The sequence below is a fragment of the Asanoa iriomotensis genome (assembly GCF_016862515.1).
Lineage (GTDB): Bacteria > Actinomycetota > Actinomycetes > Mycobacteriales > Micromonosporaceae > Asanoa > Asanoa iriomotensis.
The window spans coordinates 46,215-58,737 of record NZ_BONC01000003.1 but is presented as its reverse complement, the minus strand read 5'-3'; the positions used below and the strand labels follow the sequence as shown (position 1 = coordinate 58,737).

Below are 12,523 nucleotides of genomic sequence, written 5' to 3'. Positions count from 1 at the left end.
GCGGATGAACTGGACCCTGGAAGTCGTCGTCGTGCCGGTCTCCGATGTGGACCGTTCGAAGCAGTTCTACGCGGAGCGGCTGGGTTTCGCGGTCGACCACGACACGGCCGGCCCGGGCTTCCGGATCGTCCAGCTGACCCCGCCGGGCTCGGGTTGCTCGGTGGTGATCGGCTTCGGCGCGGTTCCTGACATGACGCCCGGCTCGCTCAAGGGCCTGCAGCTCGTGGTCAACGACCTCGACGCGGCCCGGGCCGAGTTGGTGTCCCGAGGTGTCGAGGTCAGCGAGATCGTCGTGTACGGCGAGACCGGTCCGCGCGAGCGCCGCGAGGGCGACGACCTCAACAACGTGGGGTTCGTCAACTTCACCGACCCCGACGGCAACGCGTGGGCGGTGCAGCAGATCACGAATCGTTCGTGACGCGGCGCCAGCCGCTGACCCGCACGAGCACGCCGGCCGAGGTGTGCACGAGCGGGTCGCCGCTGGGCGTCGGCAGGCCGCCGGCTTCGAGCAGGTTCTGGTCGAGGTTTTCCAGCTCACCCGTGCGCAGCGGCCAGGGCCCGTGCTGGGCGTCGGCGGCGACGAGCCCGCCACGCCAGACGGTGTAGAGGCGGAACCGGGCGGTCAGGAAGGTCTCGAGCGCGCTCGGCTCCGGGATCGGGCGGCCGACCTGGACAGTGGCGTCGCAACGCCGGTCGGAGTGCTGGTGCCGGCGGCTGCGATAGGTGTGCCGCGGGCCGTCGATGCGCACGTCCATCTGCGACCAGTGGTACGGCAGCGCGTAGGTGAGCCGGGCGACCACCACGGGCGCGAGCCGCGCGGCGTCGAGCGAGAAGAACCAGATGCCGGACCGCCCGTCGGGACCACGCACGTAGGTGCGGACGTTGGTCTCCGGGAAGCGCGACAGCCACGGCACCGCCGGCACGAACGGCGCTCGGACGCCGGCCATCACGAACGGCACGAGCCCGATCCAGGCGGCACCGTCGTGGGTCTCGACCGTCAGGCCCGGCGGCAGCATGCTCTGCACCACCGGCGCCGGGTAGCGCCAGTGCAGGAACGTCAGATCGCGCCAGGTCTGGAACATGACCGGCCGCTCGACCACCGGCGAGACGCTCACGGCTCAACGTTACGACGGGCGGCCGGATGCACCAGACCCGACTCGTACGCGTGGATGACGAGTTGGGCGCGGTCGTGCGCGCCGAGCTTGGTCATCATCCGGTTGACGTGGGTCTTGGCGGTGTGCGGGCTCACCACCAGGCGCGCGGCGATGTCGTCGTTGGACAGGCCGAGGCCGACGAGGGTCAGCACCTCGCGTTCCCGGTCGGTGAGGGCGCGCAGTCGCGGACCGTCGCTCGTGGCCGGCTCCGGCTGGGCCAGGAAGCGGCCGACCAGCGCGCGGGTCGCGACCGGTGAGAGCAGTTGGTCGCCGCGATGCACGAGGCGGATCGCGCGCAGCAGGTCGTCGGTCTCGGCGGTCTTGCCGAGGAACCCGCTCGCGCCCGCCCGCAACGCCTGGAAGACGTGCGCGTCGACGTCGAACGTGGTCAGGATCAGCACGCGGGTGGCGGCCAGGTCCGGGTCGCCGGTGATCTGCGCGGTCGCGGCGAGGCCGTCGACGTCGGGCATGCGGATGTCCATGACGACCACGTCGGCTCCGGTCGAGCGGGCCAGGCTGACGGCTTCGCGACCGGTGGCCGCCTCGCCGACCACGCGCATATCGGGCGCGGCCTCGATGAACAGCACGAAGCCGGCCCGGACCAGCGGTTGGTCGTCGGCGACCAGCACGCGGATGGTCATGCGGCACCGATCGGGAGGGCCGCGCTGACCCGGAAACCGCCGTCGCCGAGCGGCCCGGCTGTGAACCGGCCGCCGACGGCGGTGACCCGCTCGCGCATGCCGATCAGGCCGTGCCCGGTGGCCTGGCTCGCGGGCGGCGCCGCGCCGGGCCGGTTCTCCACGACGATCCTCAGCTCGTCGGGCGCGAACGTGAGCACGACGTCGACCGAGGTCGGGCCGGCGTGCCGGCAGACGTTGGTCAGCGACTCGCGCAACACCCGGTAGGCGGTGCGGCCGGCGGCCACGGGCACGGCGTCGGCCGACCCCTCTAGGCGATCGGTGATGCGCAGGCCGGAGCGGCGGAACTGGACGAACAGGTCGTCGAAGACGGCGTACGGGATCGGCGCGGCGCTCGGCTCGTCGGGCCGGCGCAGGACGGCCACGGTATCGCCCAACTCGCTCAGGGCGGTGCGGCTCGCCTCGCGTACATGCGTGATCGCCTCGCGGGCCCGGCCCGGTTCGGCGTCGAGCAGGTGATCGGCGACCTTGGCCTGCACGTGGATCAGGGCCAGGTAGTGGCCGATGTCGTCGTGCAGGTCCCGGGCGATCCGCAGCCGCTCCTCGGTGACCCGGCGGGCGGCCTCGGCGTCGCGGTCGGCTTCGGCGTGCGCCGCGCGGGCCTCGACCTCGGCGAGGTAGGCCCGGCGGCTCCGAGCGGCGTGCCCGGCGGCGAGGGCGAGCCCGCCGAACGCGGCCAGGGCGAGGTTCTCGGCACCGAGCCAGGCGGTCGGCAGGACCAGTTCGTGGACGCTGAGGAACGCGGCGACGCCGAGCACGCCGATCGGCCACGCCCGGCCGCTGGAGGTCGACTCGGCCACGGTGTAGAGCGCGATCAACGGTGCCGCCAGGACGACGACGCTGGCGCCGCCGTGCATCAGGATGAGGTGCGCCTCGGCGGCGACGGCGGTGACGACCAGGGTCGGGAAGGGGTACGCCCGACGCAGCGCCAGCACGCCGCAGGCCACCGCGGCGATCGTGGCGGTGCTGGCGTCCCATCGGCCCTCGCCCGCCACGGTGGTGACCACGGTGACGACGTAGACGACGGCGGCGACCGCGACGTCGGACCGTGTCCACGGCGCGGCGCCGCGCGGCAAACCAGGCATGCCACCACGGTAGGACTTTCTCGGGCTGACGGCGTCGGGCGGACGACCTAGGCACGTACCGCCGTCGCGGTACGTCGAAGATGCCGCGCGTGGGCGACGCGCGATGCGGTACTGGCTGGCCACAGTGGACGCTGTGACTACACCTGACATCTCCGTCCGCGGGCTCGGCAAACGGTTCGGCGGGGTCGAGGCCGTGCGGGACATGACCTTCGACCTGCCGCCGGGCCGCGTGACCGCGTTCCTCGGGCCCAACGGCGCCGGCAAGACGACGACGTTGCGGATGCTGCTCGGCCTGATCGCGCCGACCTCGGGCGAGGCTCTGATCCGCGGGCAGTCCTACGCGCGGCTCGCGCACCCACGGCGTACCGTCGGCGCACTGCTCGAAGCCACCGGCTTCCATCCGGGTCGCCGCGGCCGCGACCACCTGCGGATCGCCGCCCGCGACGCCGGCCTGCCCGCCGCCCGGGTCGACGAGGTCCTAGACCAGGCCGGCCTCACCGGCGCGGCCGATCGGCGCGTGGGTGGCTACTCCCTCGGCATGCGGCAACGGCTCGGGCTGGCGGCCGCCCTGCTCGGCGACCCGCCCGTGCTGATCCTCGACGAGCCCGCGAACGGGCTCGACCCGGCCGGCATGGCCTGGCTGCGCGAGTTGCTGCGGGGGCTCGCCGGCGAGGGACGCACCGTTCTCGTCTCCAGTCACGTGTTGGCCGAGGTCGCGCAGACGGTCGACCACGTCCTGGTCGCCCACCAGGGACAGCTGATGTTCGACGGACCGGTCACCGACCTGGCCCACGAGACCGGTGGCCTCGAAGCCGCCTTCCTTCGCCTGACCGGAGCGCCCGCATGACCCTCGTCGCCACCGAACTGTTGAAGCTGCGTACCGTGCGCGGCCCGTGGATCCTGCTCCTCGCCGCACAGGCGCTGGTCGTCGTCGGCGTCGCGGGGCCGCTGGCCTCCGCCGACCCGGGTGAGCGGGTCGCGCTGGTCGACGACGCGGCCGCCCACGTCGGCCTGTTCGCCCTACTCCCGCTGGTGCTCGGCATCACCGCGGTCGCCGGCGAGTACCGGCATCGGACCGTCACCGACACGTATCTCGGCACACCGCGCCGTGGCCGGGTGCTGGCGGCCAAGCTCGTGGTCCACCTGTTCGCCGGCCTGGTCTTCGGTCTGGTGGGCACCGCGACCGCGCTGGTGACGACGTTCGCGTTCCTCGGCGGCACCTCGGGTTGGATCGACGACGGGGATCTGTGGCGGACGTTGGGCGGCGCGGTCGTCTGGAACGCGGTCTTCGGGGCGGTCGGTGTCGGCCTCGGCGCGCTCGTGCGCAACCTCGCCGCGGCGGTGGCGGGGGCGCTGGTCTGGATCGCGCTGGTCGAGACCGCGGTCGGCCAACTCGTCGGCGACTCGGCGGCGAAGTGGCTGCCGTTCACGGCCGCGAGCGCGCTGGGCCGCGTGCCGATGGCGGGCGACGTCGGCCTGACGCAAGGGGCGGCGGCCGGGGTGCTCGCGGTTTATGCGGCGGCGTTCGCGGTCTTGGCCCTGACCGTCGGCGCCCGCCGCGACGTCGCCTAGGTCGTTGGGGCCGCGAGTGCCAGGGCCGACGTGTCGAGGAGTTGCGACAGCGGCGCCAGGGCGCTCGGGATGACCCGGTAGTAGACCCAGGTGCCACGGCGTTCGCCGTCGATCAGGCCGGCTTCGCGGAGAACGCGCAGGTGGTGGGAGATCGTCGGGCCTTTGACCTCGAACGCGTCGGTGAGGTCGCAGACGCAGATCTCGCCGCCGGCGCGGGCGGCGATCATCGAGAGCAGGCGCAGGCGCACGGGGTCGCCAAGCGCTTTGAAGCCCCGGGCGAGGTCGACCGCGGCCGCTTCGGTCAACGCCTCGTCGACCATCGGCGGGCAGCAGGCGCCGGCGCTGACGTCGGTGATCTCCAGTTCCACCGCTCCATCTTGACAACTGTCGAAACAACGTGCAAGTGTTTGTCTTGACAGTCATCGAATCAGGAGGATCGAGATGGCCACGGGGTACGAGTTGCCGGTGACGCGGGATGACGTACGAGATCGGTATGCGGCGGCGGCGATCAAGGTGTTGGGGGGCGAGGGGTGTTGCGGATCGTCCGATTCGTGCGCCCCACCGGCCGAAGGGCCGCTCGGGGAGCTCTACTCGGACGCCGAGCGGGCAGAACTGCCGGCCGCGGCGGTGGAGGCGAGCCTGGGTTGCGGCAACCCGCTGATGGTCGCCGACCTGCACTCGGGTGAGACGGTGCTGGACCTGGGCTCCGGCGGCGGGATCGACGTGCTGCTCTCCGCCCGCCGGGTCGGTCCGACGGGCAAGGCCTACGGGCTGGACATGACCGACGAGATGCTCGACCTGGCCCGCCGCAACGCGGCCGAGGCGGGCGCCACCAACGTCGAGTTCCTCCGCGGCCACATCGAGGACATCCCGCTGCCGGCCGGCAGCGTCGACGTGGTGATCTCCAACTGCGTGATCAACCTGTCGACGGACAAACCGGCGGTGTTCGCGTCGACGTTCGAGGTCCTCAAGCCGGGCGGCCGGCTCGGCGTCTCGGACGTCGTCGCCGGCGACGACCTCACGCCGGCGCAGCGGGCGGAGCGCGGCAACTGGGTCGGCTGCATCGCCGGCGCGCTGTCCTTCGCCGAATACCGGCAGGGTCTGGTCGACGCGGGGTTCGTCGACGTGGAGATCACGCCCACCCACGAGGCGGCCGAGGGCATGCACTCGGCGATCGTCCGCGCGCGCAAGCCTGCCTAGTCAGGCGTCGCGACCGGTGCCGGCCGTTGCCACGGGGGCGGCCGGCACGTCGCCGGTCTCGCCGGCGTTCGGATAGAGCGCGAGCAGGGCGGTGACGCCGACGGCCAGGCCGAAGAGCTGTGCGACGACGAACCCGGGCACCGAGGCGGGCGCGATGCCGGCGAAGGTGTCGGTGAACGCGCGGCCGACCGTCACGGCAGGGTTCGCGAACGACGTCGACGAGGTGAACCAGTAGGCCGCGCCGATGTAGGCGCCCACGGCGGCCGGCGCGATCGACGCGCGGTGCGTGCGGGCGAGCGCGAAGACGAGCAGCACCAGGCCGCCGGTGGCGACGACCTCACCCAGCCAGAGTGGGGCTCCGGTGCGCTCGGTCGCGGAGAAGGTGACGGCCGGGACGTCGAACATCAGGTTCGCCAGCACACAACCCGCTGTCGCGCCGAGGAGTTGTGCTCCGATGTAGACAGCTAGGTCGCTCGTCGGAAGGCCGGACCGGTCGCGGCGACCGAGCCACCAGTCGGCGAGCGAGACGACCGGGTTGAAATGCGCACCGGAGATCGGCCCGAACACGATGATGAGGACCGCGAGCGCGAACGCGGTCGCGATCGAGTTCTCCAGCAACTGCAGGCCGATGTTCCCGGGTGAGAGTCGGGCGGCCATGATGCCCGAACCCACGACGGCGGTGACGAGAAGGCCGGTGCCAAGGAATTCGGCGAGCGCGCGCCGGGTTCGCTCCATCAGGCCGGCACGCCGAGTTCGTTGAGCAGGTGGCGCACGCGCCGTTCGATCTCGTCGCGCACAGGCCGCACCTCGGCCACGCCCTTGCCGGCCGGATCGTCGAGCTCCCAGTCCAGGTAGCGCTTGCCGGGAAAGAACGGGCAGGCGTCACCGCAACCCATGGTGACGACCACATCCGCGGCCTCGACGACCTCGTCGGTCCATGGCTTGGGGTACTCGCGCGAGATGTCGATGCCCCGCTCCCGCATCGCCTCGACGGCAGCCGGATTGACCTTGTCGCCCGGCTCCGACCCGCCGGACCACCCGACCACCCGCTCGCCGCCGAGGTGCTGAAGAAAACCGAGGGCCATCTGGCTGCGCCCGGCGTTGTGTACGCACACGAACAGGACGGCGGGACGCCGGTCAGCGGTCACGGGTGGCTCCTTCCAAGACGGGAACCAGCCGGTCCACCCGGCCGGCGATGTCGTCGTACGCGCGCTCGAACGCCTCGTCGGTGTCGTGTCGGGCGGGATCGGGCACGGACCAGTGCAACCGCGAGATCGGCAGGTGTTCGTGGGCGTTGTCGCACACCGAGATGACGAGGTCGGCGGCCTCGACCACCTCGTCGACGCGGGCCGGCCGGGCGCGAGACAGGTCCAGACCGTGCCGCCGGGCGACGGCGACCGCCCGGGAATGCACGGCGTCGGCGGGTTCGGTCCCGGCGGACGCCGTCGGCACCGAGGTGCGCGACCCCAGCAACGCGGCGGCCAATTGGGAACGCGCCGAGTTGTGGGTGCAGACGAACACCACGCGCGGGGGGACCGAGAAGGCCGGGCGCAGCAGCCCCGAGAGGGCCTCGGGCACGAGCCGCAGGTAGCTGCGCCGACGGTCGCCCTCGGATCGGCTGCGGGCTGTCAAACCGGCCGCTTCCAGCACCCGAAGGTGGTGCGCGACCAGGTTCGTGGGCTGCCCCAGCAGCTGCCCCAGCTCACCCGGCGAGGCGTCACTGATCGCGAGGCGATCGACGATCGCCAACCGCGCCGGCTCGCCCAGGGCGGCGTGCACCCGAGCCCTTGCCTCAAGAGACTCAACGTTCATTGACTCAATGATGATTGAGGCACTGGGCCCACGTCAACCCGTGCCGGCCGCCCGGGAGAGCAGAGCCCGGCGGCTGCGGGTCCCGGTCTTGTCGAAGATCGATTTCAGGTGGTCCTGGACGGTGTTCTCGCTGAGGAACATCCGGGTGGCGACGGTGCGGGTGTCCGCGCCGGTCGTCAGCTGCTGGAGCAACTCGGTCTCGCGCGCGGTGAGCCCGCACGCGCGGGCGAACACGGCGGTGCGGTCCGGCAGGGAGCTGTCCTCGAGGGTCACCGCGATCTGCGCGTCTTGATCGAAGGTCGGGCCGAGGCGTGCGGCGCGCATGGTCAGCCACCGTCCGCCGGCGAGATGCATGCGTGCCAGGGCCGGCCCGGCGTCGACGCCGTTCTCGACGGCGACAAGCTGAGCGGCGACGTTGTAGGCGGCGGCCGGAATCGGTTGCGGGTCCGCGTCCGGCAGCAGCCGGGCCAGATAGTCGCCGGTCCGCGGGGTCTGGCCGAGCACATTCAGACCGGCGTCGAGCAGCAGCATCACCGGGCCGGGTTCGAGCGTACCTCTGTCCTCGGTCTGGAAGCAGCCGGCGACGCACCGCCGGAGATGCGTGGTGAGCAGCGACGCGACGTCGTCCAGGAAGGCCAACTCACCGTCGGTGAACGTGCCGCCGAGCCGCCACAGGTCCAGGAAAGCCCAGCAGCCGTAGCGATCCCGGAACGCCAGCGACGCGACGTCGGTGACGCCATGAGCGTGCAGCAGTTCCCGCCACACGAGGCTCGTCTCGGGTGCGTCGAGGCGCGCGGCCCCGGACAGCGCGGTCCACCGGTTGACCGGCGTCAGGTATTTCAGCCGGATGAGCCGCGGCAGCTCGGGCATCAGCGATGGCGGCACCCACGCCAACGGCGACATCCCCACCGACGTCTCGGGATCGGTCAGCAGCCAGACACAGGCGTCGAAGGGCACGGCACGGCCGATCTCGGCCAGCGCGGCCGCGCGCAGCGCGCGCGACTCCGTCGCGGCGACGCCGATGTGGCGCAACCGCTGCAGAGCCGAGGCGTCCCGCACGGACCAACGGTAACTACCCAGAAATCTGGGATATGTCCGCCGACACGGCGAACGTAGCGTCGGGTCATGCCAACGCTGAGAATCGAACACCCGATCACCGATTACGAGACCTGGCGGCGCACGTTCAACTCGTTCGCCACCGCACGCGACCGCGCCGGGGTCCAACAGCACCGCATCCTGTGCCCGGTCGACGATCAGCGGTACGTCACGGTCGACCTGGACTTCGCCACGGTCGCGGCCGCACAGCAGTTCCTCGTCTTCCTGCGGACCACGGTCTGGTCCAATCCCGACCGCGCACCCGCGCTGGCCGGCACACCCCAGACCCGGATCCTCACGTCACCCGACAGCGACCGGTAGCGAGGGTCAGTGGTGGTCGGCATGCGCTGGGATCCTGCCGTTCTTGTCCAGGACGTGCAGCATCGTCGACATCCCCGCGTCGGTGTGAAACTGCATGTGGCAGTGCAGCATCCAGTGCCCCGGACCCACCGAGTCACCAGCGGTGATCGTCACACCGAACGAATCGCCGGGGCCGAGCGTCTTGTTGTCGATGACCCGGACCGAGTCGACCAGCGCCCGGTCGGTGCTGTCGACACGGCCGGTTCGGGTGTCGGCCCAGGAGTGGCCGTGTATGTGGAACGTATGGGTGTCGTTCCCGATGCCGATGACGACGAACTCCACCGTCTCACCCACCACAGCGACCAGGCAGGTGTTGCTGGGCCGGGGATCCTGCGGGTCGCAGGTGTCGACGTTGGGCCCGTGCCGCAGATTGATGGTCTGCCCGTCACCGAACGCGGTCACATAGGTGCGGTCGGGCCGCACGTCGTCCGGCCGGCGGACGATGAGCCCGCCGAGCAACCCTGACCCGATGCCGGTCGTCCCATGTGGACCACCGACCACGTGGTCGTGGTACCACCAGTACCCGGCCGTCCCCGGCTTGGCATACCAGTAGTAAGTGCGTGACTCGCCCGGCGCCACGTACGAGTCGTTGTGCGCCGTACCGTCGGACGAGGGTGTGTATTTGACACCGTGCGCGTGCACGGACACACCGAGCGGCTGGTCCGGGTCGGTTCGCAGCGCCTCGAGCGTCTCCGACGGCACTTCGTCGTAGAGGGTGAGCGCCAAGCATTCACCCTCGATCATCTCCAGCGTCGGCCCGGGATAGTCGGCCGTCTCCGGAGTGAGCCCGTAACCGAGCCGCACCTGACCGGTCCGCGGGTCTGGCGGCAACTCCTCGGCGTACAGGTCGATGCGTCGGTCCGGCGCCGCGCAACCCTCGGGCAACTCCCCCGGCGCCGCGGTCGCAAGACCGGCCCCACTGCCGTTGACCGGTATGCCGACCGCAGGCGGGGCACCGGGCGTACCGGGGGCAGCTGCCACGCGCCCGTCCGCGCCACGCGCGACCACCGCCTCCGCCGACGGACCCGGCTCAACAGTCGATCGCAACGCACCCGCGACCACCAACGACGTCGCCAGAACCGCGCCAGCCGCCATGGCACGCATGGCATTACTGCTGGTCATCGACGACCCCCGTCCACCCGTGACCACGTGCAATCAGGTTAGCGAGCAAGCGTCCAGCCCGAGTCAACTTCACCTTTCGTCGCATGTGTTAACTGCTGAAACACGTGCACCAGAGCCGGGTCATCCGATCGAGTGTCCACTAACCTGTTCCAACAAGTCGCGCTAGCTGGTATACCAGAGCGGGGTCGTAGCCCAATTGGCATGAGGCAAACGGCTTAGGACCGTTTCAGTGCGGGTTCGAGTCCCGCCGACCCCACCAAATGGCTTGCTAGTCCGTGTCCGCTTCGCGGCCACGGACTAGGAAGCCATTTGGCATTCCGGTTCCGGGGGCGACCCCCGGAGACCCCACGGTGGGTGGCCGCGGTCCGCGGTATGCGACGTCAGATCCAACGGCACGTTGGCTCAGACATCGCTGGCCTGCGTCACGACGCCGCTGTTCAGGCGGTTTCGGGTGTATGCCGCGCCAGGAACTCGTCGATCGCCCGGCGGATCAAACCTGACCGGCCTGCCTTGTCGTTGCCGGCCAGCTCGTCCAGTCGCTGCACGGCCGCCGCGGAGAGCCGCACCCCGGTCACGATCATCGGGACGCTCTCCGGATCCGGCGCCGGGCCGAGGTCCGGACCGACAGCGGCGCCGCGCAGCAGTTCCGAGATGTCTCCGCCGCTGTCGAAGTAGGCCACAAGTTCGTCCCGGCTCATGGTCCTGGGATCCGGGTGCACCGTCATCGCGTTCCCTCCATCCACTGCTTGACCTCTTCGGGCGTGGCCGGTCGCGCGGCCAGGATCGCGTAGCTGTTGACCCCGCCTGTCCGCTCGCACAAAACCACGATCACCCGCGCCGAATCGGCCGAGCCGGCCACCGCGAGCAGAAGTGTCCCGAGATGGTTCTCGATCCGTTGGGTCGAGAACAGCGCCTCGATCGTCTCCCGCGCGGACACCCCGTGCCGTGCCGCGCTCGCCTTGCCGGCCTCGGTCCAGCCGTATTCCCGCTCGGTCACCCAGACAGCGTATAACGCGTAAAACATTCCGGCGACCGCACTCGAACGCGCACGCGGTCACCGTCGCTCGGGACCTTGGGACGGCCAGTCCTCTGGGCAGAGACGCTTCGACGAGGGCCCGATCCGGCTGCTCGCCAAGTACGACACGGAACTGCGCGCGTGGGCTTCCACCGGACAGCTACCGGCTGCACGGAGGCCCCGGAGCCGGCGAACGTTACGTGCTCGACCACGGTCTAGAAGGCTGGGAGGTCTACTACGCCGAGCGCGGACTGAAGACTGGCCTACGCACCTTCCGGACCGAAGGCGAAGCGTGTCAGCACTTCCTCGACCTCTTGCGCGGCGGCTAATCCCGGTTGGCGGCCGGGATGCGGTTGGGGCCGAAGGCCGCTTGGATCCAGTTCGGGTAGGCGACCGGCGGGCGGCTGACCTCGTCGAGTTCGGCAAGGTCAGCGGCCGTCAGGGTCAGGTCGCTGGCGGCGATGTTGTCCGTGAGCTGCTCCAGCTTGCGCGCGCCGACCACGACGCTGGTGACCGCGCGCTGGGCCAGCAGCCAGGCGATGGCGACGCGCGCCGGGGTGACCTCGTGGCGTGCCGCCACCTCCCGCAGCACGTCGAGGACCGCGAAGCCGGCCTCCTCGTCGAACGGTACGAAGTCCCTGCCAACCTGGACCCGGCGGGAATCCGCTTCGGCGGCCACCCCGCCGCGGTCGAACTTGCCCGACAGGAAGCCCCCGGCGAGCGGGCTCCACACCGTCAGGCTCAGGCCCGCGTCCTCAGCCATCGGCACCAGGTCGCGTTCGGCGTCGCGGGAGACCAGCGAGTAGTGCGTCTGGTTGGAGACGAACCGCGCCTGGTTGTGCAGGGCCGACACGCCCAGTGCCTTGCTGATCTGCCACGCGGCGAGGTTGGAGCTGCCGATGTAGCGGACCTTGCCCTGCCGCACGGCGTCGTCCAGCGCGCTGAGCGTCTCCTCGATCGGCGTCACGTGGTCGTGGTTGTGGATCTGGTAGAGGTCGATGTAGTCCGTGCCGAGGCGGCGCAGGCTGTCCTCCAGCGCCCGCATCACGTGCAGCCGGGACAGGCCCTGGTCGTTGGGACCCGGTCCGACGGGCGCGTGCAGCTTGGTGCCGATCACCACGTCGCGGCGGCGGTTCCCGATGGCCCGGCCGAGCAACTGTTCGCTCTCGCCGTCCGCGTACACGTCGGCGGTGTCGACGAAGTTGATCCCGGCGTCGAGCGCCGTGCCGACCACTCGGTCGACCTCCTCCTGGCCCAGCGCGCCGAGCATGCGGTGCACGGGGTTCGGGTGGTCCCGGCCGCCGAAGGTCATGGTGCCGAGAGCGATTTCGGAAACCCATACGCCGGTGCGCCCCAGCAGCCGGTACTTCATGATCTGCCCCGTTCTCACGTCACGCTGTCCGGACATCG

Annotated in this window: 16 protein-coding genes, 1 tRNA gene and 1 pseudogene; 6 read left to right on the top strand and 12 right to left on the bottom strand. The window is 70.9% G+C overall.

Going from position 1 to position 12,523, the window contains the following annotated elements; all coding sequences use genetic code 11:
• Nucleotides 1-4 precede the first annotated feature (4 nt).
• Entirely contained in the window at nucleotides 5-418 is a 414-nt protein-coding gene (locus Air01nite_RS03460; RefSeq protein ID WP_203700305.1) for a VOC family protein, read from the top strand.
• On the opposite strand, the gene Air01nite_RS03455 is transcribed toward Air01nite_RS03460, so the two are convergent.
• From Air01nite_RS03455 to Air01nite_RS03445, 3 genes are read right to left on the bottom strand one after another with little or no spacing between them, the layout of a single operon-like run.
• Complete coding sequence (locus tag Air01nite_RS03455; protein WP_203700304.1) at nucleotides 402-1,115, bottom strand: YqjF family protein; 714 nt, start codon at nucleotides 1,113-1,115, stop codon at nucleotides 402-404. The genes Air01nite_RS03460 and Air01nite_RS03455 overlap by 17 nt on opposite strands.
• Nucleotides 1,112-1,795 carry a response regulator transcription factor gene (locus Air01nite_RS03450; protein WP_203700303.1) on the bottom strand — a complete coding sequence of 228 codons (684 nt, stop codon included), beginning with the start codon at nucleotides 1,793-1,795 and terminating at the stop codon, nucleotides 1,112-1,114. The genes Air01nite_RS03455 and Air01nite_RS03450 overlap by 4 nt, the downstream gene beginning before the upstream one ends.
• Complete coding sequence (locus Air01nite_RS03445; RefSeq protein WP_203700302.1) at nucleotides 1,792-2,937, bottom strand: sensor histidine kinase; 1,146 nt, start codon at nucleotides 2,935-2,937, stop codon at nucleotides 1,792-1,794. Before Air01nite_RS03445 ends, Air01nite_RS03450 begins: the two co-directional genes overlap by 4 nt.
• A 133-nt stretch (nucleotides 2,938-3,070) precedes the next feature.
• Between Air01nite_RS03445 and Air01nite_RS03440 the strand changes: the two genes are divergently transcribed.
• Together Air01nite_RS03440 and Air01nite_RS03435 are read left to right on the top strand one after the other, a co-directional pair.
• On the top strand, nucleotides 3,071-3,784 hold the full coding sequence (locus tag Air01nite_RS03440) for an ABC transporter ATP-binding protein (protein ID WP_239090458.1): 714 nt from the start codon (nucleotides 3,071-3,073) through the stop codon (nucleotides 3,782-3,784).
• Nucleotides 3,781-4,509, top strand: a complete 729-nt coding sequence (locus Air01nite_RS03435) for an ABC transporter permease (RefSeq protein WP_203700300.1) — start codon at nucleotides 3,781-3,783, stop codon at nucleotides 4,507-4,509. The genes Air01nite_RS03440 and Air01nite_RS03435 overlap by 4 nt, the downstream gene beginning before the upstream one ends.
• Here the strand turns inward: Air01nite_RS03435 and Air01nite_RS03430 are convergent.
• Nucleotides 4,506-4,829: an ArsR/SmtB family transcription factor gene (locus Air01nite_RS03430; RefSeq protein ID WP_203700475.1), complete on the bottom strand. Its 324-nt coding sequence runs from the start codon at nucleotides 4,827-4,829 to the stop codon at nucleotides 4,506-4,508. The two genes, Air01nite_RS03435 and Air01nite_RS03430, sit on opposite strands and share 4 nt — an antisense overlap.
• Before the next feature lie 121 nt (nucleotides 4,830-4,950).
• On the opposite strand from Air01nite_RS03430, the gene arsM reads away from it, so the two are divergent.
• Nucleotides 4,951-5,709, top strand: a complete 759-nt coding sequence (gene arsM, locus Air01nite_RS03425) for an arsenite methyltransferase (RefSeq protein WP_203700299.1) — start codon at nucleotides 4,951-4,953, stop codon at nucleotides 5,707-5,709.
• Nucleotides 5,710-5,721: 12 nt separating this feature from the next.
• Here arsM and Air01nite_RS03420 read toward each other — a convergent pair.
• The 4 genes and pseudogenes from Air01nite_RS03420 to Air01nite_RS03405 form a co-directional block, all read right to left on the bottom strand.
• A pseudogene (locus tag Air01nite_RS03420) lies at nucleotides 5,722-6,444 on the bottom strand (aquaporin); the annotation flags it as partial.
• On the bottom strand, nucleotides 6,444-6,857 hold the full coding sequence (locus Air01nite_RS03415; protein ID WP_275408178.1) for an arsenate reductase ArsC: 414 nt from the start codon (nucleotides 6,855-6,857) through the stop codon (nucleotides 6,444-6,446). The gene Air01nite_RS03415 and the pseudogene Air01nite_RS03420, both read right to left, overlap by 1 nt.
• On the bottom strand, nucleotides 6,847-7,521 hold the full coding sequence (locus Air01nite_RS03410) for an arsenate reductase/protein-tyrosine-phosphatase family protein (protein ID WP_203700297.1): 675 nt from the start codon (nucleotides 7,519-7,521) through the stop codon (nucleotides 6,847-6,849). Before Air01nite_RS03410 ends, Air01nite_RS03415 begins: the two co-directional genes overlap by 11 nt.
• 33 nt (nucleotides 7,522-7,554) lie before the next feature.
• Nucleotides 7,555-8,580: a response regulator transcription factor gene (locus Air01nite_RS03405; RefSeq protein WP_203700296.1), complete on the bottom strand. Its 1,026-nt coding sequence runs from the start codon at nucleotides 8,578-8,580 to the stop codon at nucleotides 7,555-7,557.
• A 66-nt stretch (nucleotides 8,581-8,646) separates the two neighbouring features.
• Here Air01nite_RS03405 and Air01nite_RS03400 point away from each other — a divergent pair, with 66 nt between their 5' ends.
• On the top strand, nucleotides 8,647-8,937 hold the full coding sequence (locus Air01nite_RS03400; RefSeq protein WP_203700295.1) for a hypothetical protein: 291 nt from the start codon (nucleotides 8,647-8,649) through the stop codon (nucleotides 8,935-8,937).
• A 6-nt stretch (nucleotides 8,938-8,943) separates the two neighbouring features.
• On the opposite strand, the gene Air01nite_RS03395 is transcribed toward Air01nite_RS03400, so the two are convergent.
• Complete coding sequence (locus Air01nite_RS03395; protein ID WP_203700294.1) at nucleotides 8,944-9,957, bottom strand: multicopper oxidase domain-containing protein; 1,014 nt, start codon at nucleotides 9,955-9,957, stop codon at nucleotides 8,944-8,946.
• A 322-nt stretch (nucleotides 9,958-10,279) separates the two neighbouring features.
• On the opposite strand from Air01nite_RS03395, the gene Air01nite_RS03390 reads away from it, so the two are divergent.
• Nucleotides 10,280-10,357: transfer RNA gene (locus tag Air01nite_RS03390), tRNA-Leu, on the top strand.
• Nucleotides 10,358-10,535: 178 nt separating this feature from the next.
• Here the strand turns inward: Air01nite_RS03390 and Air01nite_RS03385 are convergent.
• The 3 genes from Air01nite_RS03385 to Air01nite_RS03375 all read right to left on the bottom strand — a co-directional run bounded on the left by Air01nite_RS03385 (nucleotide 10,536) and on the right by Air01nite_RS03375 (nucleotide 12,485).
• Nucleotides 10,536-10,823, bottom strand: a complete 288-nt coding sequence (locus tag Air01nite_RS03385) for a ribbon-helix-helix domain-containing protein (RefSeq protein WP_203700293.1) — start codon at nucleotides 10,821-10,823, stop codon at nucleotides 10,536-10,538.
• Nucleotides 10,820-11,095, bottom strand: a complete 276-nt coding sequence (locus Air01nite_RS03380) for a hypothetical protein (protein WP_203700292.1) — start codon at nucleotides 11,093-11,095, stop codon at nucleotides 10,820-10,822. Before Air01nite_RS03380 ends, Air01nite_RS03385 begins: the two co-directional genes overlap by 4 nt.
• A gap of 343 nt (nucleotides 11,096-11,438) precedes the next feature.
• Nucleotides 11,439-12,485 (bottom strand): aldo/keto reductase, encoded by a 1,047-nt coding sequence (locus Air01nite_RS03375; protein WP_203700291.1) that lies wholly within the window; start codon nucleotides 12,483-12,485, stop codon nucleotides 11,439-11,441.
• Between the last annotated feature and the right edge of the window lie 38 nt (nucleotides 12,486-12,523).

Excerpts from the sequence above, each read along its gene's own strand:
- Air01nite_RS03460 (WP_203700305.1), top strand. The coding sequence starts at position 5 with ATGAACTGGACCCTGGAAGTCGTCGTCGTGCCGGTCTCCGATGTGGAC.
- Air01nite_RS03450 (WP_203700303.1), bottom strand. The coding sequence starts at position 1,795 with ATGACCATCCGCGTGCTGGTCGCCGACGACCAACCGCTGGTCCGGGCC.
- Air01nite_RS03445 (WP_203700302.1), bottom strand. The coding sequence starts at position 2,937 with ATGCCTGGTTTGCCGCGCGGCGCCGCGCCGTGGACACGGTCCGACGTC.
- Air01nite_RS03435 (WP_203700300.1), top strand. The coding sequence starts at position 3,781 with ATGACCCTCGTCGCCACCGAACTGTTGAAGCTGCGTACCGTGCGCGGC.
- Air01nite_RS03430 (WP_203700475.1), bottom strand. The coding sequence starts at position 4,829 with ATGGTCGACGAGGCGTTGACCGAAGCGGCCGCGGTCGACCTCGCCCGG.
- arsM (WP_203700299.1), top strand. The coding sequence starts at position 4,951 with ATGGCCACGGGGTACGAGTTGCCGGTGACGCGGGATGACGTACGAGAT.
- Air01nite_RS03410 (WP_203700297.1), bottom strand. The coding sequence starts at position 7,521 with ATGAACGTTGAGTCTCTTGAGGCAAGGGCTCGGGTGCACGCCGCCCTG.
- Air01nite_RS03400 (WP_203700295.1), top strand. The coding sequence starts at position 8,647 with ATGCCAACGCTGAGAATCGAACACCCGATCACCGATTACGAGACCTGG.
- Air01nite_RS03385 (WP_203700293.1), bottom strand. The coding sequence starts at position 10,823 with ATGACGGTGCACCCGGATCCCAGGACCATGAGCCGGGACGAACTTGTG.
- Air01nite_RS03375 (WP_203700291.1), bottom strand. The coding sequence starts at position 12,485 with ATGAAGTACCGGCTGCTGGGGCGCACCGGCGTATGGGTTTCCGAAATC.